Source organism: Agrobacterium sp. O3.4 (genome assembly GCF_041414895.1).
GTDB lineage: Bacteria > Pseudomonadota > Alphaproteobacteria > Rhizobiales > Rhizobiaceae > Agrobacterium > Agrobacterium cucumeris.
Window position 1 is genome coordinate 258,026 of record NZ_JALPZP010000003.1, and the last position, 19,687, is coordinate 277,712.

Sequence of the window (19,687 nt, forward strand, 5' to 3'; positions counted from 1 at the left end):
GGAAACCCGCATTGCTGAGCGCCACAAAAGCGCATGAAATGGCCGCGCAGAAGGTTTACTGCCCCGCCGGCTGCGAAACAAGCGCAGAAACGCCAACGATCTCGATACCCCGCCCGCCCGCTTCCCGCGACCATTTGGAGATGGCGGCAATGCTTTCGTCGAAAGCCGAAGCGACACCGATCGCCTGGCCGTTGCGGCGTGCAATTCGCTCAAGCTCATCCAGCTTGCGCAGGATGGCGCTTTCAGTCACTTCGCCATCGAGCAGAACATCGGCAAAACCCTGCGGGGCGGAGATCGCCTTGGCAATCCCGCCGCTCAACGACTGTGCCGATGAAGCATCATCCAGAAACAGCAGCCCGCGCTTGCCGATATCGCGCATCACCGGCTCCAGCGCCGCCTGTTCCGCGAGGAAACGCCCGCCAAGATAGTTCATGATGCCGGTATAATTGGTGATTTTCGCCATGGAGCGATGCAGGCGGTCGATGTTGACCTTCGCAGGATCGCCGGCCAGCAGCGTGTCCGGTCCTGGATTGGTGCCGGGATAACCGAAAGGCTCCAGCGGTATCTGCAGAAGGATTTCATGGCCCTCTCGACGCCCTTCCTGCATCCAGCGCTGCAGGCTGTTGCCGCTTGCGGCAAAACCAAGCGTCACCTCCGGCGGCAGATCCCGGATCGCCTTTTGCGAACCCGTCTGGCTGAGGCCGAGACCGCCGACCACGATTGCCACCCGAGTGCCACGGGCGCCCGACCAGGGCCGTGCATATTGCTCCATCGGCCGCAGGCCATCGGCGCCAACGACCGGCAGCGGTCCGAAGGCGGACTCTTCCAGCAGCTCTTCATTGGGACGAGTGGCCATGCGCGGGTCCTGACCATAGGTCTGGCCACTCATCAGCACCGGCCCATTGCCATCGCGGGGTCTCGGAGAATAGACCGATACGACATTGCCGTCCGGCATGGTTTCCCTGTTGATATTGGCGCCAGAGCGGCCGCTTTCCGGTTTCAGGCCGGCCGTCTCAGCAGAACCGGCGCCATCGGCAACCGCCGTTTCAGGCGCGCTGTGGGGCGGCTGTGGCTGAACATCCGGCCCGGGGCCTGTCTTCTGCAGGTTGCCTGGCGAGAGCGCGGTATAGACGGAGAGCCCGCCGATTGAGAAAACCGCAAGCACGGACAAAACCATAATGACGGAAAAGCGCCGGTTGATACCGACGCTTTTTTTCTGACGACCCAGAAGCGGTTTTCGCAGGTCCGAAGGCAATGAACGATCCGTCCAAACGGTCAAAGCATGTCACGCAGAAAACTATGCGGCAGTTTGCGAGGATGACATGCGAAAAAACAGGGACTTAAAGCAAAGGCAGCGCATCTGGAAATCGCGACCCGCTCTAAGCAATCGAAAAAATGCGCCGGCTGGCCGGCGCATCTATCTTACTGCTTGTTGACCACAGCCTTGTCCGGGTTCGGCGGGAAAGACGGATCAGTCTTGCTGCCGCGCAACAGATCCAGCGCATAGTTGAGCTGGATATCGTCCTTGGCTTCCGGCGGAACATAGGCGGAAGAGCCCGAACCTTCATCCGTTTCGCTCTGGCCCTTGATGTGACCGGAAAGACCGGATTCACCTTCGGTGGTCACCTTGCCCTGCAATTCCGGCGGCAACGGCTGCTCCACCTTGATGTCGGGTTCAATGCCCGTGCCCTGGATGGATTTGCCCGACGGCGTATAATAAAGCGCCGTGGTCAGACGCAGCGCACCGGCTTCGCCGAGCGGAATGATCGTCTGGACCGAACCCTTACCGAAGGAGCGCGTACCGACAACGGTAGCACGACGCAGATCCTGCAAGGCGCCGGCAACGATTTCAGAGGCCGAAGCCGAACCGCCGTTGACGAGCACGATCACCGGCTTGCCGTCGGTCAGATCGCCTGCCGTCGCATTGAAGCGGCGGGTCTCATCCGGATTGCGGCCGCGAGTCGAAACGACTTCGCCACGCTCAAGGAAAGCGTCGGAGACATTGATCGCCTGATCAAGCAGACCGCCCGGGTTGAGGCGCAGGTCAAGCACGTAACCCTTCAGCTTGTCGGCCGGCACATCCGCCTTGATCTTCTTGATCGCCTTTTCGAGATCGTCATAGGTCTTCTCGGTAAAGGAGATGACACGCAGATAACCGACATTGTCACCCTCAACGCGGGACTTGACCGCACGAACGGCAATGATGTCACGCACAACGGTAATCTCAAGCGGCTTGTCAGCGCCCTGACGGATGACTGTCAGCTTGATCGGCGTCTTGACCGCACCACGCATCTTTTCAACAGCCTGCTCCAGCTTGAGGCCGCGAACCGGCGTACCGTCAATTTCCGAAATGAAGTCGCCAGCAAGGATACCCGCGCGGGAAGCCGGCGTATCATCCATCGGCGAGATGACCTTGACCAGTTCGTTTTCCATGGTCACTTCGATGCCGAGACCGCCGAACTCACCCTTGGTCTGGGTGCGCATGTCGGTGGCATCCTTGGCATTCATGAAGCTGGAATGCGGATCGAGCGAGCTGAGCATGCCGTTAATGGCATTTTCCACCAGCTTCTCGTCATCCGGCGGCGTCACATATTGTGCGCGCACGCGCTCGAACACGTCGCCGAATATCGACAACTCCTTGTAGGTCGAAGGCCCGGCCGCCTGTGCCGGCATGCTCGCCGAATAAATCACGCTCATCGCCGTGGCGCCCATAAGCCCACCGATAAGGAGAAGCGAAACCTTACGAATCATTGTGCGCCCTTCCGGTATTTTTTGCGGTCCACCAAGGTTGGGAATCAACCGGCACACCATCTTTCCTGAACTCAATGTAAAGCGTTGGCCTGTCGGTTTCCAGCGCCAATGCTGCTGCACTCGCTACTCTTTTTGCACCCATGGAGGCGATGGGCTCTCCGGAGAACACGAACATTCCCTGCCGTGTCCTCACATTGTCCATGCCCGTCATCACCACATGATATCCATCACCCGTGTTGAGGATGATCATCCGGCCGTAACTGCGAAAATCTCCGGCAAACACCACAAAGCCGTCTGCAGGCGCCGTCACGATGGCTTCGGGTCCGCTCGCAACGACAATTCCCTTGGAAAAATGGCCAGTACCGTCAGCATCACCAAAGCGCCTGAGCACCTCGCCCGCGACCGGAACCTCCAGTTTTCCCTTTAAACTCGCGAAGGGATATGCGGGCGCAATGCGGTTTTTATCAGGCATTCCAGCCGCAGCCGCAGCGCGCTCCTTTTCACGTTCGGCTTCCGAAAGACGTGCCACGCGCTGCTCTTCAGCCCGCGCTTTTTCCATGGCTTCCCGTACTGACGTAATCTCGCCTTCAAGCGAACTGACCAGACCTTCAAGACTGGTCGCTTTGCTTGCCAGTTCCTCGGATCGTTTGCGTTCCGCCTCAAGCTCTGCCGCCGTCTGGGTGTTCTTGCGGTCATTTTCGGCAATCAGCAGGTCGAGGCGTTTTTCCTCTTCCAGACTTGCCGTCATCATACCCGTAAGATCGTCCTTTTCGCGAGCGATTGCCTGCCTGAGATCAGTCAATTCTTTGAGAGCGGACACCAGCTTGTCGGTTTCACCACGAATGCCCGGAACGACGGCACCGAGAAGAATAGCACTACGCACGGAAGCAAGTGCATCCTCCGGCGAAACGAGAAGGGCAGGCGGCGGGTTTCTGCCCATGCGCTGCAATGCGGCCAGAACTTCCGCCAGCACGCCGCGCCTTTCACGTAACGACGCTTTCACACCGTCTTCGCGAACGGAAAGCTTGGCGAGGCGATCCTCACCGTCACTGATCTTGGTTTCCAGTGCCTTGCGCCGCGCCGCAGATGCGATCAACTCTTCCCGGATACGGGCGCTGTCCTGATTGAGGGAAGCGATGCTTTCCTCAAGATTGCGGGTCTTGTCCTCCGAAAGGCCGATGCTGTCGACCAGTTCCTCCAGATCCTGGCGGTTCTGGTCACGGCGCTTCTCCAGTGTCTGCAACTCGTCCGGCGATGAATCGCCATTCTCGGCCGGAGCCGCGCCCGCATCGTCCCGCGAATAGACTGGACCGGCCACCATGACGAAAGCAGCAATAACCGCGCCCGCAAGGGCAGCGCGCTGTTTTCGTTGAGACCTTTTGTCCATTTGATCTTTCTTTGATGCCGAAGCAGAGGCGCTGATACTAGAGATTTTGCTGCGATCTTCCAAGGGGCCTGAAAGAGGGCAACGGCAAAGCCATCTGCGCCTTTTCGTGTCGCGGAGCTTCATGTTGAAATTGAGACGAGTTTTATACCCTAAACCCGCTCAAACCCGATGATACGGGTGACCGGAAAGGATTGTGACGGCGCGGTAAAGCTGTTCGGCGATCAGAATACGAACGATCTGGTGTGGCCATGTGAGCTTGCCGAGATTGAGAACGGCCGCCGCCCTGTCGTAAAGCGCGGGATCGAGACCGTCAGCCCCGCCAATGGCAATGATAAGGTCCCGCTTGCCGCTATCGCGCAGGTCGCCAAAAAACGTGGCAAATGCAGGACTATCCAGCGCCTTGCCGCGTTCGTCGAGCAGCACAAGCACTGCACCGTCGGCCAGGTGTTTTTCAAGCATCGCCGCTTCTTCACGCTTGCGCGTCTCCGCATTCGACGCCCGACTTTCCGCGACCTCAATCACCCGCGAAAACTCCAGCCCGATTGCCGGGCCGGTCTTCGCGAGGCGTTCGATATAACGGGTCGCAAGATCCTTTTCAGGGCCGGTTTTAAGCCGTCCCACCGCAAAAATCGAAATCCGCATCGCAAACCTGTGACTGTCGTGACAAACAGGGTCACGCTCTTAACAGCATAGAATGCGGATTCCTATGCGGCCGGTTCGATTTCCGGCCAGAGACATCGTGCCGAAGGCAGAGATGACCTTCGGCAGACACGATGCACTCGATCAAAGGCTCACCGCATCAATGCAGTGTTTCTTCCGACATTTCCGGCGTCGCCCACATTTTTTCAATGTTGTAGAAGGCGCGGATTTCCGGACGGAACACATGAACGATGACATCGCCGGCATCAATCAGCACCCAGTCTCCGATCTCCAGACCTTCGACGCGGGCGTTGCCGAACCCCTCATCCTTCATATCCTTGAGAAGATGCTCGCAAATCGCCGAAACGTGCCTGTTCGATCGCCCGGAAACTACAACCATGTAGTCAGCAAGCGCCGATTTTCCGGCAATGTTGAGAGATACGATATCTTCAGCCTTGGAGTCCTCGAGGCTCGCGAGGACGGTTTCGAGGGCATGATCGGCGGCATCGTCGCCACTGTCCTGGCCCTTCGGGATAGCAACAAATGCTTTTCCCTTGCTGTGTACTGTTGTCAGAGGTTTTCCCTTTCCAAGAATGACAAAACAGATACTGGGCGACGCGATTCTCTGCGTCACTTTATAAAGGTGGCATCAAAGCATTAACTTTTCAAGATATGGAGCCTTCAACGACCGCCGCATACATCATTTGTGATTATTGCGCAGCGCCGTGGAACTGAGCGTCGAACGAGGACCATGGATGAAGACCCAGGCGGGCGCCCGCTTTTTCCATAAAACCCCCGCATCATCCTCGTCTATCCGCGCCTGGCTGAAGGCCTGCGCCATGGTGGAGGAAAGGTAAGACAGGGTGGAGCCGGGTCGGTCGATCACGGCAATAGGAAAAGTCTCGGCAATCGTGCGCCACTTCTGCCAGCGATGAAAGCTTTTCAGATTGTCGGCGCCCATGATCCAGATGAAGCGAACATGCGGATTTCTCGCCTTCACCTTGGCAAGTGTATTGGCCGTATAGCTGATGCCCAGCGATTTTTCGAATGCCGTCACCTTGATACGCGGATCGCTCACGAGTTTTTCGCAGGCAGCTATACGGTCTTCAAGGGACGCCAGTTCGGAGCGGCTTTTCAGCGGATTACCCGGCGTGACCATCCACCAGAGCTGGTCGAGACCGAGCCGGCGCAGTGCGATCTCGGCCACCAGCGCATGGCCAGCATGCGGCGGATTAAAAGAGCCGCCGAACAGCCCGACAACCATGCCGCGCTCCGCATGCGGCATGGTGAGATAACGTCGGTCCAGGCGCTTCTCAGTCGGCAAATATCAGGTCCGTGTCTGGCCGGTGCCATGCACACGGTATTTGAACGAAGTGAGCTGCTCGACGCCGACAGGGCCGCGCGCATGCATCTTGCCGGTGGCGATGCCGATTTCCGCACCCATGCCGAATTCGCCGCCATCGGCAAATTGCGTTGAGGCATTATGCAGCAGAATGGCCGAATCGAGTTCATTGAAGAAACGTTCGACCACGTGAGGGTCCTCAGCGATCACCGCCTCGGTATGGTTGGAGGAATAGGTGCCGATATGATCGATCGCACCCGAAATACCGTCCACCACGGCGACCGAAATGATCGCATCGAGATATTCGGTGCGCCAGTCCTCTTCCGTTGCGGCCTTCAGACCCTCAACCACATGACGGACCGCCTGCGAACCGCGCACTTCACAACCGGCTGCGATCAAGTCATTGACGAGCGGCGCCAGATGCGTGGAAACAGCGGCGGCATCCACCAGCAGGGTTTCGGCCGCACCACAAATGCCGGTACGGCGCATCTTGGCGTTGACGACGATACGCTTTGCCATAGCGAGATCGGCCGAGGCATCGACATAGATATGGCAAATGCCTTCCAGATGCGCAAAAACCGGCACCCGCGCTTCCGATTGCACCCTGGCAACCAGGCTTTTGCCACCGCGCGGCACAATCACATCGACCGTGCCGCTCAATCCACCCAAAAGCGCGCCGACGGCGGCGCGGTCCGTCACCGGCACTAGCTGGATGGAATGTTCGGGCAGACCGGCAATCTTCAAACCTTCCACGAGGCAGGCATGGATAGCACGCGATGAATGTTGTGAATCCGATCCGCCGCGCAGGATGACGGCATTACCGGCCTTGAGGCAGAGCGCGCCGGCATCCGCCGTCACATTGGGGCGGCTTTCGTAGATAACACCGATGACGCCGAGCGGCGTGCGCACGCGCTCGATCTTCAGCCCATTAGGGCGATCCCAGGCGGCGATGACCTCGCCGACCGGATCGGCCAGCGCAGCAACCGAGCGAATGCCTTCGGCAATGCCGGCGATCCGCGCCTCGTTGAGGGTAAGCCTGTCGATAAAGGAAGCGGCAAGCCCGGCAGTGTCCGCAGCGGCCAGATCTTTCTTGTTGGCGGCAAGGATCACATCCCTCGACGCCTCTATGGCGGATGCCATGGCAAGAAGCGCGCGGTTCTTCTGATCCGTCCCTGCGATGGACAACGGTCGCGAAGCAGCTTTTGCCTGAGCGCCGATGGTCATCATCAACGCGTCAATATCATGGCTCTGCTTCACGGCCTGTTCAGGCATGGACCTCATCCTTTTTTGCATGTTTCACTTTGACGGCAGCGCCGGTCATCACAAGATCGTCGCGATGGATCATCGCCGCACGGCCGACATAACCGAGGATCGCCTCGATCTCGTTGGACTTGTGGCCAATGATGAGACGCGCCTCTTCCGCATCGTAGCCCGCAAGACCGCGCGCAACCTCCCGGCCTTCGACACCGATAATGGCGATTGCATCGCCGCGACCGAAATTGCCCTTCACCACCCTTACGCCTGCGGGAAGCAGGCTCTTGCCGGCATAAAGGGCTTTTTCCGCGCCGGCATCCACATGGATTTCGCCGGCCGGCTGCAATTGTCCGGCAATCCAGGTCTTGCGCGCCGTCACCGGCGTGCCCGATGGCGCAAACCATGAGGAACGAGCGCCGTTTTCGATCGCCTTCAGCGGGTTAAGCGTCTTGCCGGAGGCGATGATCATTCCGCACCCGGCAGCGGTCGCGATCTTGCCCGCATCGATCTTGGTGCGCATGCCGCCGCGCGAAAGCTCGGAAGCCGCACCACCCGCCATGGACTCGATTTCGGGGGTGATGTCTGCAATCGTCTCGAGAAATTGCGCATCCGGATCGAGATGCGGCGGAGCGGTATAAAGCCCGTCAATGTCCGACAGCAGCACCAGCAGATCCGCACCCGTCATGGTCGCCACACGTGCGGCCAGACGGTCATTGTCGCCATAACGGATTTCGGTGGTCGCCACGGTATCATTTTCATTGATGATCGGAATGGCGCCGATCTTCAGCAACTGGTTGATGGTGGCGCGCGCATTGAGATAACGGCGGCGTTCTTCGGTATCGGAGAGCGTCAGCAGAATCTGACCCGCGACGATCTCATGCCGCGACAGGCTTTCCGACCATGCCCGCGCCAGTGCGATCTGGCCGACAGCCGCCGCTGCCTGGCTCTCTTCCAGCTTCAACGCACCGGAGGGCAAGCCGAGAACGGTGCGGCCAAGCGCGATGGCGCCTGAAGACACGACCTGAACATCCGCGCCGTTTTTCTTGAGCGCAGCAATGTCCTCGCAGATGGCATCCAGCCAGTCTTTCTTGAGGCCGGTTTTACGGTCCACCAGAAGCGCCGACCCGATCTTGATGACGATCCGGTGGTGGCTCGCCAGCGGCTTGCGCGTCAGGCTCATAGGCGATCGTCCTCTTCCTCGACCTCGCTCTCATGCGGCATCGACCGGTCTGGAAGGGCGGTATCGCCGCCATTGCTTGCCGAAACGATGATATCGCGCAGGGCGCGCAACGCTTCCGTCATGCCGATATGCGCGGCAGCCGACAGAAGAAGCGGCGGACGACCGCAGGCCTTTTCCAGTTCCTTGGCCTTTTTCTTCAGTTCTTTCTCATCAAGCACGTCGATCTGTGACAGCGCCACGATTTCGGGCTTGTCGGTCAACCCACCACCATAGGCATCCAGCTCGGCCTTGACGGTTTTATAGGCCTTGCCGACTTTTTCTTCCTGTGCGGAGACGAGGTGCAGAAGCACTCGGGTACGCTCCACGTGGCCGAGGAACCGGTCGCCGATGCCAACGCCCTCATGCGCACCTTCAATCAGGCCCGGAATATCGGCCAGTACGAATTCACGACCATCGATGGTCGCCACGCCAAGATTCGGATGAAGGGTGGTGAAGGGATAATTGGCGATCTTCGGACGCGCGCGCGTCACCGTCGCAAGAAATGTGGATTTACCCGCGTTTGGCAGACCGACGAGGCCGGCATCGGCAATCAGCTTAAGCCGCAGCCAGATTGTCTTTTCTTCGCCGGCCAGACCCGGATTGGCATGGGTAGGCGCCTGATTGGTAGACGACTTGAAGTAGGCATTGCCGAAACCGCCATTGCCGCCGGCGGCAAGACGAAAACGCTGACCTTCCTTGGTGAGGTCCATGATCAGCGTTTCGTTGTCTTCTTCGAAAATCTGGGTGCCGACAGGCACTTTCAGCACCACGTCCGAACCCTTGGCGCCGGTGCGGGTCTTGCCCATGCCGTGCTGTCCGATCGAGGCCTTGAAATGCTGCTGGAAACGGAAATCGATCAGCGTGTTGAGACCATTGACCACCTCAACCCACACGTCACCGCCGCGTCCGCCGTCACCGCCATCAGGGCCGCCGAATTCGATGAATTTTTCACGCCGGAAGGAAACGGCGCCAGCACCACCATCACCGGACTTGATATAGACTTTTGCTTCATCGAGAAATTTCATCGGACTGCCGTTCTATCGGTTTGCGGACGCAACAATCATGGCATTGCGTCAAACAAAAATATCGTCGTTTCGAATACAAGCGCTTCGTCACGAGGTCAAAGACTATCGTGCGGCAAGCCCCTGCGTGAGACAAGGCCGGTTTGGGGTAAACCGGCCTTGTTTTGATTGTCAGTGGTGCGGCCGGATGAAATCCTCTGCCGTGATCATCGTATCGATATGCGCCACCATCGCGGCCCGCGCCGTGGCGTAGATCTGATGGCAGCCGGTCACCCGGAAGCCGAGTTTTTCCTGCACACGCAGCGAAGCGGGGTTATCCGCAAACACGCCGGAATGAAGGATCACCCCGGGCATGCGGCGGAAAAACCGCTCGACCACGGCGGCAACCGCCTCGGTCATGTAACCCTTGCCCCAGTAGAAGCGGTTCAGCCAGTAGCCGAGATGCCACTCGCCATGCCGCAACTCCACCGAGACGATGCCAATCAGGGTATCGTCACCGCTGGTGATGGCGAAATCCCAGTCGGGCAGCGTGCCGGAGGTACGCAGCACCAACCATTCCAGCGCATCCTGCTTGTGGTAGGGCGCGGGAACGCGGGCCAGCATCTTCGTCACGGCGAAATCGCCAAGTGATTCCGCAATGCTGCCGGCATCGGAAAGTCGCTGCGGCCGCAACACCAGTCGCTGCGTCTCGATGACGGGGCAGGGGCCGGGCGGCGCCGCGGTGGTGGCAGCCCGGCGACGGGTCAGTTCGAGCGCACTCATCCCATGTCCCCCCAGCTCTTCAGCGAAACCCAGGTCTTGCGGTCCAGCCTGTACCATTCGACCGGCACCATGCCGCCAAGCGCCAGCGAACCGACCATGCCGGACCCCTGGAACTGGAAACCGCACTTCTGGATGACGCGGCGCGACGCGATGTTGGTGACCCGGCAACGGGCATCGATCTGGTCGATTTCACGCGTGCGGAAGGCCATGTCGATCAGCGCATGCGCCGCTTCCGTCATATAGCCGCGGTTCCAGTAGGGTTCGCCTAGCCAGTAACCGATCTCCAGAGTCTTTTCGTCTTCCTGGGGTTCGAGCGCGCAGCAGCCCAGAAACTCGCCATTGTCCATGCGGGTAATCGCATAGACGCACTTGCCAATCTCGCCAGCTTTGGAGCGTCGCACAAAATCCGCGGCGTCTTTGGCCGTGTAAGGGTGCGGCATACGCGACACCATGGTCGCGATATTGGCATTGTTGGCAAGATGGGCAAGGGCGTCGATGTCTTCTTCGTGAGGCTTGCGTAAAACCAGCCTCTGCGACAGTAAAACGGGGCAATCGCTCCTCGACCGATCGGGCCTCGGCCGTTCCTCGGGTGACCGTGATTGGTCGACCCTTAACAATTCAGCTTGCATGGTTCAGTCCCTCCATGAGGTTAAAGAAAAAGGGGAGTTGGGTGGTGCCCCATCTCCCCTGTTTTCTTGACTGAACCTGATACGTCTCAGCCGGGTCGATGGGACACCGGCTGCATATGACGCTTACCGGCTTATTCTGCGGCTTCCGCTTTCGGAGCCACGGATACGAACACGCGGCCATTGGCCTTCGTGCGGAAGTTTACATTGCCAGCGGTCAGCGCAAAAATCGTGTGGTCCTTGCCGATGCCGACGTTGGCGCCCGGATGCCACTGCGTGCCACGCTGGCGCAGAATAATGTTGCCTGGAATGACGGCTTCGCCGCCGAACTTCTTTACGCCAAGGCGCTTGGATTCAGAATCGCGACCGTTACGCGAGGAACCGCCAGCTTTTTTGTGTGCCATTGGAGTTCTCCTTTAAACCTTGTTTCCCGTGTCGCGCCGATCAGGCAGCAACGATGTCCGTGATGCGGACGACAGTGTGATGCTGACGATGGCCGCGCGAACGCTTGGAGTTCTGACGACGACGCTTCTTGAAGGCGATAACCTTCTTGCCGCGATTGTGCTCGACAACTTCAGCCTTGACGATGGCACCCTTGACGAAGGGAGCACCGAACTTGGCGTCGGCGCCTTCGCCAACAACGAGAACTTCGGTGAATTCTACAGTTGCGCCTGCCTCTGCTTCCAGCTTTTCGATGGTCAGCACGGCGTCGGCCGCTACGCGGTACTGCTTACCGCCGGTCTTGATGACTGCGAACATTTTTTATCCTTTCATGTTCGTTCCGGCTCTGCCCGCCAAAGCAAGCTCGCCGTCTTTTTATCAGTCGGAATTTGGTAGAAACCCGTCGGGACAAGAGGTCCCTTTGAATGTCTGCCGGTGAAGCCGCCTTTGAGGACGGAATAAACAGAAGGCGCACTACGCCATCAATTTGGGTGCCGATTACGCGAGACGCTGGTTTATGTCAAGATGACGACGGCTTGAAAAGTAACTGTAACGCCAAGAATTTCATGCTTTTTCGGCGGGTGAAGCAGTCAGGTCTCGAAATTTGCGCAGCAAGTGTTTATATGGGCCTACCAACAAGGAGCAGAAATGGCCCGCATAGACCAGACCGACGATTGGCGGGACCGCCATGCGCCGACAATTTCCGCCTTCGAGTCGCTTGCGATCGAGGCATATGGCCACCTGCCAGAAGAATTCCGCGCCTTAACGAAGGATCTCATCATCGAGATCGCGGATTTCCCGACCGATGAAGTATTCGAGGACATGGCGCTCGAAACGCCCTTTGATCTCCTCGGACTATTCGAGGGTCGCGGCATCTCCGAACGTTTCACCATGGAAACGGGCGAGATGGTGAACCGCATCACGCTCTACCGCCGCCCCATTCTCGACTACTGGGCCGAGAACGAGGAAACGCTGGGCGATATCATCACCCATGTCCTCATCCATGAAATCGGCCATCATTTCGGCCTGTCGGATGATGACATGGAGCGGATAGAAGAAAGCGCCGATGAGGCCGCTGCGGAGCGATAGCCCGCCGCGGCGCGTCTTATTGCTCGCCGAGCTTCATGTCCGGATGATATTCCTTGCCCTCGACCACCTTGGTCACGGCCTGGCCGCAATGCATGACACCGCTTGCGGCGTTGAAGGCATAGCTCGGCGAACCCGCAAGTTCCCATCCCTTGTTCAACGCTTCCGTGACCCGGTGACAGAATTTTGAGTCATCGGGGCCGGTTATGAAACGATAGACCTTCACGTCTTTTCTGCCTTTCTTTGGGCGATGATATCGGCCATGGTGACCAGCCTTTCAGCCTCAACCACATGCAGCCGTTCGATCATCCGCCCGTTCATGTTGATGACGTTCAATTCCATAGATTCCGGTTTTGCGAAAGCGGCAATAATCTCGCGAGCTTCCGCAATCGTCGCCTCATCCGGGCCGAATTGCCGGTTGGCGGGTTCGATCTGGGCGGGATGGATCAGCATCTTGCCGTCAAAGCCCATCGCTCGCCCCTGTTCGCATTCAACCTGAAAAGCCGCGACATCGCGGAAATCATTGGAGACGCTGTCAATGATATCGAGGCCATAAGCCCGGGCGGCAAGCACCACCTGCATCATCCATGGCACAAGATAGGAGCGACCGGGCAAGGCCGGAACACGGGTTTCCTTGCGCAGATCGTTAAGACCGATGACGAAAGCGGCAAGCCGCGCATCCGGCGTGTGAGCGGCATCGGCAATCGACGCAGCGTTGAGGACACCGAGCGGCGTTTCGATCATCGCCCAGATCTTCATGGCCTGCGGCGCATCCGCCTCCGCCAGAAGGTCGGCCACTTCATGAATATTAGCGGGCTGCTCCACCTTCGGCAGAAGAACCGCATCCGGCCGGCAGGAAAGAACGAACTCCAAATCCGCCTTCCCGTCCGGAGTGGAGAGCGGATTGATGCGGATAATCGCCTCGCGCCCGGCAAAGGGTGCGTCTGAAAACAGCTTTTGGAGATTTTCCCGCGCCTTGCCCTTCATGTCGGGCGCGACGGAATCCTCAAGATCGAGGATCACGCCGTCGCAATCGAGATCGCGGATTTTTTCGAGTGCCCTGACATTGATGGCCGGAACCGACAGCAACGAGCGACGCGGTCTCACAAGAATATTTTCAGAAAAATTGACCATGCCGCACTTGTGTCAAGCTTTTGTGACATCTGCAAGCTGACAATCCACTGAATCCTCTTGCAAGCCGGAAGAAGAAGGCCCACATTCGTCTGGAAAGAAAGGTTGAATCATGCAAGGCATCCGTTCATTTTTCATCGCCGCCTCCGGCATCGCAATTCTGGCCATGGCTGCTCTTTTCACGGCATCGCTCACGGTCGCTTTCATCGGCGTGCTCGCCGTTCTCAGCGCTGCCCGTATGCTTTCCGCGCGCCTTAAGCCGGCTCCCATTCCGGTCAAGCCTCGCCACCAGCGCGACATGCGCGTCTGGAACGATGGCAAAGGCACGATTATCGATCTCTGAGATCGTTTAATCGGGTCAAAATGCGAGGACGCTACGTCAGGCGTACCGAAGAACGCGGGTTTGCGCTTCTAAAGCGCTGAGTTTTGCAGTATTTCCCGAAAGAGAACATCCGGCAGGCATTGCCCGTGCCGGATCTGTTCAAGGGAAACACGGGAAGCGACAGATGGAAAAATTCACCAAGCTGACGGGCGTCGCCGCGCCCATGCCGGTGGTCAATATCGACACCGATATGATCATTCCGAAAGACTATCTGAAGACCATCAAACGCACCGGTCTTGGCAAGGGCCTCTTCGCCGAGTCGCGTTACCTTGAGGATGGCTCGCCCAACCCGGATTTCGTGCTGAACAAGCCCGCTTACCAGAACGCCCAGATTCTTGTCGCCGGCGACAATTTCGGCTGCGGCTCCTCGCGCGAGCATGCGCCATGGGCGCTTCTCGATTTCGGCATCCGCTGTGTGATCTCCACAAGCTTTGCCGATATCTTTTACAATAACTGTTTCAAGAACGGCATCCTGCCGGTTGTAGTTAGCCCCGAGAACCTCGAAAAGCTGCTTGATGACGCCTCGCGCGGATCGAATGCCGTTCTGTCCATCGATCTGGAATGCCAGGAAATCAGTGGTCCCGATGGCGGCACCATCACTTTCGAGATCGATGAATTCAAGCGCCACTGCATGCTGAACGGCCTCGATGACATCGGCCTGACCATGGAGCATTCCGGCGCCATCGACACTTTCGAAAAGGCGAACGCCTCGGTCCGCCCTTGGGCCTGACCGCATTTCCGCTCTTCAAAAAAGCCGATCCCGTACCAAACCGTACCGGATCGGCTTTTGCTTTGCTTGAAAAGCCCTTGAGGCGGAGATAAGAAGCCCTCGATCCCGTCCAGCTGCTGTACGACTTGGCATGCATAGGACGGAACAAGTTTGACGCCGTGTTCGCCGCCACCGAAAACCCTTCATGATGTTTTCCGGCGCGCCGCCCAAGGAGGGTTCCCATGACAGTCCGTTCGCTTTTCCTGCTGCCCGGTGACGGTATCGGCCCCGAAGCCATGACTGAGGTCCGCAAGCTGATCGATTATATGAACAGCGCGCAAAATGCGGGCTTCACCGTTTCAGAAGGCCTCGTCGGCGGTTCCGCTTACGACGCCCATGGCGTGGCGATTTCCGATGCGGACATGGAAAAGGCGCTTGCCGCCGATGCGATCCTGTTCGGCGCCGTCGGTGGCCCGAAGTGGGATGGCGTTCCCTACGAGCATCGCCCGGAAGCGGGTCTGCTTCGCCTGCGCAAGGACCTCGAACTTTTCGCCAATCTGCGCCCTGCCATCTGCTACCCGGCACTTGCCGCCGCCTCCTCGCTGAAGCCGGAACTGGTCGAAGGCTTGGATATCCTCATTGTTCGCGAACTGACCGGCGGCGTTTATTTCGGCGAACCGAAGCAGATCATCGATCTCGGCAACGGCCAGAAGCGCGGTATCGACACGCAGATCTACGACACTTTCGAGATCGAGCGCATCGCCAGCGTCGCTTTCGAACTGGCCCGCACCCGCGACAACCGCGTCTGCTCGATGGAAAAGCGCAACGTCATGAAATCAGGCGTCTTGTGGAACCAGGTCGTCACCGAAACCCACGCCGCCAAATACAAGGACGTTCAGCTGGAGCATATGCTGGCCGATGCCGGCGGCATGCAGCTGGTGCGCAAACCCAAGCAGTTCGACGTGATCGTTACAGACAACCTCTTCGGAGACATGCTCTCCGACGTTGCCGCCATGCTCACCGGCTCGCTCGGCATGCTGCCTTCCGCCTCGCTTGGCGCACCTGATGCCAAGACCGGCAAACGCAAGGCCATGTATGAGCCGGTGCACGGTTCTGCCCCTGACATCGCCGGCAAGAGCATCGCCAACCCCATCGCCATGATCGCCTCCTTCGCCATGTGCCTGCGCTACTCGTTCAACATGGTTGACGAGGCGACGAAGCTCGAAGCGGCAATCGCCAACGTGCTGGACAAGGGCATCCGCACCGCCGACATCATGGCCGATGGCTGCCGTCAGGTCGGCACCAGTGAAATGGGTGACGCGGTTCTCGCTGAATTCAAGGCGCTTTCGGCGTAACGCTGACAGGAACCGGTTGGGCAGGCGGCACCGCCATCTGCCCATCCTCCTTGGGCAGAAGATGCTCGTAGCGCCGGTCGGTCAACGTCTTCAGAAAAGCCACGATGGCATCCACCCGCTTGTCGTCCAGCGCCGGCGCGGATGTCAGTTCCGTCATGGCGATATTCTCAGGCACCTCAGGCGCATCCCAGGTCTTGCCGGTTTCCGGATTGATCTGACGGCTGGGCTTCTTGCTTTTATATTTCACGTAAAACAGCACCACCGTGCGCAAATCCCTGAACACACCATTGTGCATATAAGGACCGGTGACGGCGACATTGCGCAGGGTCGGCACCTTGAACTTGCCGCGTTGTGCCGGATCGCCGGCCACTTCAGGATTTTGCGCCAAACCCAGATCGATCGCATCTGGTTTCGAGCCATTCACGGCCCTGACCGCCATATTGGCGGGAACGCCGATATTGAAATATTTGTGGTTGGTGAACAGGCCGTCTTCCAGCCCCTTGGCACCGCGGATTTCATGGCAGGTATTGCAATTGGTGAATTGCGTCGAGGAAATCAGAACCCGGCCCAACTCTTCCTGATCCGTCAGCTTTTCCTCGCCGCGCAGGAAGCGGTCATATTTGGAATCGAAAGTCGAGAATTCGTCCGAGCGCTCGAAACTCGCCAACGCCTTGGTCATCGCGGCATAGGCGGTTTCATCGCTCTGGAAGACATCATTGCCGAATTGCGTGCCGAAGGCTGCGACATAGTCAGGATTTTCCCTCAGCCGCTTTACGACAGAGGCTTTGTCCGGCATGCCCATTTCAAGCGGATTGAGCGGCGGACCGCCCGCCTGGTCTTCCAGCAGCGAGGCCCGGCCATCCCAGAATTGCCCGCCGACATACTCACCCGCCGCATTCTTGCCGAAAGGCGGCGTGAACCTCGCATAGGTCGCCGTCGGGGCATTGCGGTCGCCGAGCGAAATACCGTCGTCACCCAAAGAGACATCCCGACCGACCTTCTCGCTCTCCCGTGCATCGGAAAACCCGGCCGCCTGCATATGGCAGGTGGAACAGGCCATGGTCCGGTTCATCGAAAGATTGGGATCGTCGAACAGCGCTGCGCCCAGCTTTTCCAGCGTCGCATAATCTTCGCCGCCGTGAGCGAACATGCTGTTAATCCCCCCACCGAAGGGAGCCAGCAGAATGGATGCAGCAAGAGCGGCAGAGAGAAAAAATCGGGGCTTTATCATCGGTAGGCACGCTCGGGACAAAATGCGCGATAGCAGGTTCGGGCCGGAAAATATGAAACAGCTTTTAATCCGACCAGACTTCACGGAACATGGATCGCAGGCGCTATTTCCACTTTTCCATGTTCCCTAAGGCGATCTATAGCACTTTCCCGTGGTCAGAGCCTACAAACTTTCGCAGCTTGCTCCACTTTGCCGCACATCCCATGGAAAGGCGATGACGCAGATCGCTCAACCACCTCTCGCGATGGCATGGAAGAAAGTGCCCGAAACGAGACCTCTTCTGCCACCCGATGGCCCGAGCGGACGGCCCTGCCCGTCGGCGATCTGGGCAAAAGGCTCGTCACGGCCGGGATCGGTAACCCGCGCATAATGAAACTCATGGCCGCGCAGAACATCCCCCGCCACGCCGAGCGGCCCACTTGCCGCAATCGTTGCCTGGCGATAACCGAGATTCATCTTGCGCGTCGCAAAGCTGGTCGCATGTGACAGAAGCCCGGTCATGGCATTGGTCACCCCCTCGGCATCTTCCAGCGCCTCGCCGAGCACCATGTAACCGCCGCACTCGCCATGAACAGGCCTTGTCGCGGCAAAACGGGCAATACCTGCCTTGAAACCGGCCGCATCGGCAAGTTTTCCGGCAAAAAGTTCGGGATATCCGCCCGGAAGCCAGCAGACATCGCAGCTCTCGTCAGGCGCCTCATCAGCCAGTGGCGAAAACGGCACGATCTCGGCCCCGGCCGCATGCCAATGCTTCCTGAGATGCGGATAAAGGAAGGTGAAAGCCGCATCCTCAGCCAGTGCGATACGCTGGCCGGGCGGCACAATCGCTGCGTCCACCGAACCGGAAGGCACATTCACCGGCGCGGCAAGTGAAAGCAAGGCGTCGAGATCGATGGATTTTTCCATCGCATCCGCCAGCCGTTCTATATGCGCATCGATTTCCGGGTGTTCGCTGGCCTGCACCAGCCCCAGATGCCGCTCAGGCAGGATAAGCGAAGGATCGCGCAGGACACAGCCGGCAACGGGCAGGCCAATTTTTTCGATGGCTTCTGTGCAGAGTGTCCGGTGTCTTTCACTGCCGGCCCGGTTCAGCACAACTGCCGCCATGGTGACGTCAGGGTCGTAATGGGCAAAACCATGGGCGACAGCGGCAGCCGTTTGCGACTGGCCCGACACATCCAATACCAGCAGCACGGGAATGCCGAACAGCCGCGCCAGATCCGCCGCCGAACCGGTGCGGTTTTCCGCCACCGGAATACCGTCGAACAGGCCCATGGCGCTTTCGATCAGAACGAGTTCCGCATCCTCGGTCTGCTGTGAAAACAGATGCCGCAGCAAATCCGGCTGCATGGCCCAGCTATCCAGATTGAGACCGGGCGTGCCGGTGGCGAAGGTGTGGAAACCGGGGTCAATATAATCCGGTCCCGTCTTGATGCCCCGCACCTTAATGCCCCGCCGGGCAAATGCCCTGAGAAGACCGATGGTGACGCTGGTCTTGCCCGACCCCGAACGGGGTGCACCGATGATGATCGCCCGCGCCGTCATGATCCTGAAACTCCAAGCCGTTCCCGCATCGAAACGATCTCTCCGATGACGATAAGAGCCGGGGCTTCGAAGTTTTCCCGCTTTGCATCGTCAGCTATGCTTTCCAGCTTGCCGATGAAAATTCGCTCCTGCTCAGTCGTCGCCGACATGATGACCGCAACCGGCGTAGCGCCTGAACGGCCGCCCTGCATCAGAAGTGCAGCAATCGAGCCGATATTCTTCAGCCCCATGTAAACGACGATGGGTTCCTGTGTTTTCGCCAGCGCCAGCCAGTCAAGATCTTCTTCAGTGCCCGCCGCATGGCCGGTGGCAAGGGTCACGGCGCGGCTGATGCCGCGCATGGTGGCCGGAATACGCGCAGAAGCAAGAGCCGCAAGCGAAGAGGTCATGCCCGGCAATATGCGGAATGGAATACCGGCGCGGACAAGCGCCTCCGCCTCTTCGCCACCGCGTCCAAAGATGAAGGGATCGCCACCCTTCAGCCGCAGCACCTTTTTGCCTCGGGCGGCGAAATCGATCAGCGACGCGGTAATGTCGTCCTGCGTCGCCGAGGGCTTTCCGCCGCGCTTGCCGGCGAAAACGATTTCGGCCTGAGGTCCAAGAGCGACGACATCATCGCTGACCAGCGCATCACGCACGATGACATCGGCTTGCGAAAGCGCCAGCGCCACTTCCAGCGTCAGATACCGCACGTCGCCAGGCCCTGCGCCCGCGAGCCAGACGTGACCGGCCTCAAAGACCGGACCTTTTGCGGCAATGCTGTTTAAAATCTGCGGTATCGACATTCTTTTTGGCTGCTTTTTAA

General features: G+C 58.8%; 22 protein-coding genes. 4 read left to right on the forward strand and 18 right to left on the reverse strand.

The genetic code is table 11. The features are described from left to right. Positions 1–55: 55 nt before the first annotated feature. The 13 genes from M0412_RS18380 to rplU form a co-directional block, all read right to left on the reverse strand. Positions 56–1,255 (reverse strand): divergent polysaccharide deacetylase family protein, encoded by a 1,200-nt coding sequence (locus tag M0412_RS18380; protein WP_269700951.1) that lies wholly within the window; start codon positions 1,253–1,255, stop codon positions 56–58. Positions 1,256–1,422: 167 nt separating this feature from the next. Beyond that, positions 1,423–2,751, reverse strand: a complete 1,329-nt coding sequence (locus tag M0412_RS18385; protein ID WP_142842176.1) for a S41 family peptidase — start codon at positions 2,749–2,751, stop codon at positions 1,423–1,425. Next, positions 2,741–4,138, reverse strand: coding sequence for a murein hydrolase activator EnvC (locus tag M0412_RS18390; protein ID WP_269700949.1), 1,398 nt, complete (start codon positions 4,136–4,138; stop codon positions 2,741–2,743). Before M0412_RS18390 ends, M0412_RS18385 begins: the two co-directional genes overlap by 11 nt. A gap of 159 nt (positions 4,139–4,297) precedes the next feature. Then, positions 4,298–4,780 carry a 23S rRNA (pseudouridine(1915)-N(3))-methyltransferase RlmH gene (gene rlmH, locus M0412_RS18395; RefSeq protein ID WP_142842174.1) on the reverse strand — a complete coding sequence of 161 codons (483 nt, stop codon included), beginning with the start codon at positions 4,778–4,780 and terminating at the stop codon, positions 4,298–4,300. Positions 4,781–4,937: 157 nt separating this feature from the next. Further along, entirely contained in the window at positions 4,938–5,411 is a 474-nt protein-coding gene (gene rsfS / locus M0412_RS18400) for a ribosome silencing factor (protein WP_237681429.1), read from the reverse strand. Between the two features lie 66 nt (positions 5,412–5,477). Further along, entirely contained in the window at positions 5,478–6,101 is a 624-nt protein-coding gene (locus tag M0412_RS18405) for a nicotinate-nucleotide adenylyltransferase (protein WP_269700946.1), read from the reverse strand. 3 nt (positions 6,102–6,104) lie between these two features. After that, positions 6,105–7,391: a glutamate-5-semialdehyde dehydrogenase gene (locus M0412_RS18410; RefSeq protein ID WP_269700944.1), complete on the reverse strand. Its 1,287-nt coding sequence runs from the start codon at positions 7,389–7,391 to the stop codon at positions 6,105–6,107. Beyond that, a complete protein-coding gene (gene proB / locus M0412_RS18415; RefSeq protein WP_269700942.1) occupies positions 7,384–8,553 on the reverse strand; it encodes a glutamate 5-kinase in 1,170 nt (389 codons plus the stop codon). Before proB ends, M0412_RS18410 begins: the two co-directional genes overlap by 8 nt. After that, positions 8,550–9,617: a GTPase ObgE gene (gene obgE, locus M0412_RS18420; RefSeq protein ID WP_006310970.1), complete on the reverse strand. Its 1,068-nt coding sequence runs from the start codon at positions 9,615–9,617 to the stop codon at positions 8,550–8,552. The genes proB and obgE overlap by 4 nt, the downstream gene beginning before the upstream one ends. A gap of 168 nt (positions 9,618–9,785) precedes the next feature. Then, entirely contained in the window at positions 9,786–10,376 is a 591-nt protein-coding gene (locus tag M0412_RS18425; RefSeq protein ID WP_269700937.1) for a GNAT family N-acetyltransferase, read from the reverse strand. Then, positions 10,373–11,005, reverse strand: coding sequence for a GNAT family N-acetyltransferase (locus tag M0412_RS18430; protein WP_003505256.1), 633 nt, complete (start codon positions 11,003–11,005; stop codon positions 10,373–10,375). The genes M0412_RS18425 and M0412_RS18430 overlap by 4 nt, the downstream gene beginning before the upstream one ends. Positions 11,006–11,136: 131 nt before the next feature. Further along, positions 11,137–11,406, reverse strand: coding sequence for a 50S ribosomal protein L27 (rpmA, locus tag M0412_RS18435; RefSeq protein WP_003492686.1), 270 nt, complete (start codon positions 11,404–11,406; stop codon positions 11,137–11,139). 40 nt (positions 11,407–11,446) lie between these two features. Further along, the gene (gene rplU, locus M0412_RS18440; protein ID WP_003492690.1) at positions 11,447–11,761 is read right to left on the reverse strand and encodes a 50S ribosomal protein L21; all 315 of its coding nucleotides are present in this window, start codon (positions 11,759–11,761) and stop codon (positions 11,447–11,449) included. A gap of 330 nt (positions 11,762–12,091) precedes the next feature. Between rplU and M0412_RS18445 the strand changes: the two genes are divergently transcribed. Then, positions 12,092–12,532: a metallopeptidase family protein gene (locus tag M0412_RS18445; protein ID WP_046799659.1), complete on the forward strand. Its 441-nt coding sequence runs from the start codon at positions 12,092–12,094 to the stop codon at positions 12,530–12,532. A gap of 16 nt (positions 12,533–12,548) precedes the next feature. On the opposite strand, the gene M0412_RS18450 is transcribed toward M0412_RS18445, so the two are convergent. Together M0412_RS18450 and M0412_RS18455 are read right to left on the reverse strand one after the other, a co-directional pair. Next, positions 12,549–12,755 (reverse strand): DUF1737 domain-containing protein, encoded by a 207-nt coding sequence (locus tag M0412_RS18450; RefSeq protein WP_003492695.1) that lies wholly within the window; start codon positions 12,753–12,755, stop codon positions 12,549–12,551. Further along, entirely contained in the window at positions 12,752–13,663 is a 912-nt protein-coding gene (locus M0412_RS18455; RefSeq protein WP_269700881.1) for a CoA ester lyase, read from the reverse strand. The genes M0412_RS18450 and M0412_RS18455 overlap by 4 nt, the downstream gene beginning before the upstream one ends. A gap of 109 nt (positions 13,664–13,772) precedes the next feature. Here M0412_RS18455 and M0412_RS18460 point away from each other — a divergent pair, with 109 nt between their 5' ends. The 3 genes from M0412_RS18460 (at position 13,773) to leuB (ending at position 16,106) form a co-directional block, all read left to right on the forward strand. Then, complete coding sequence (locus M0412_RS18460) at positions 13,773–14,003, forward strand: hypothetical protein (RefSeq protein ID WP_046799661.1); 231 nt, start codon at positions 13,773–13,775, stop codon at positions 14,001–14,003. Positions 14,004–14,166: 163 nt separating this feature from the next. Beyond that, entirely contained in the window at positions 14,167–14,772 is a 606-nt protein-coding gene (gene leuD / locus M0412_RS18465) for a 3-isopropylmalate dehydratase small subunit (RefSeq protein WP_269700878.1), read from the forward strand. 221 nt (positions 14,773–14,993) lie between these two features. After that, entirely contained in the window at positions 14,994–16,106 is a 1,113-nt protein-coding gene (leuB, locus tag M0412_RS18470; RefSeq protein WP_269700876.1) for a 3-isopropylmalate dehydrogenase, read from the forward strand. On the opposite strand, the gene M0412_RS18475 is transcribed toward leuB, so the two are convergent. The 3 genes from M0412_RS18475 to cobA form a co-directional block, all read right to left on the reverse strand. After that, positions 16,087–17,337 (reverse strand): cytochrome-c peroxidase, encoded by a 1,251-nt coding sequence (locus tag M0412_RS18475; protein ID WP_309568471.1) that lies wholly within the window; start codon positions 17,335–17,337, stop codon positions 16,087–16,089. The two genes, leuB and M0412_RS18475, sit on opposite strands and share 20 nt — an antisense overlap. A 228-nt stretch (positions 17,338–17,565) precedes the next feature. Beyond that, entirely contained in the window at positions 17,566–18,882 is a 1,317-nt protein-coding gene (locus M0412_RS18480) for a cobyrinate a,c-diamide synthase (RefSeq protein WP_269700873.1), read from the reverse strand. Then, positions 18,879–19,667 carry a uroporphyrinogen-III C-methyltransferase gene (gene cobA, locus M0412_RS18485; protein WP_269700871.1) on the reverse strand — a complete coding sequence of 263 codons (789 nt, stop codon included), beginning with the start codon at positions 19,665–19,667 and terminating at the stop codon, positions 18,879–18,881. Before cobA ends, M0412_RS18480 begins: the two co-directional genes overlap by 4 nt. Positions 19,668–19,687: the final 20 nt, after the last annotated feature.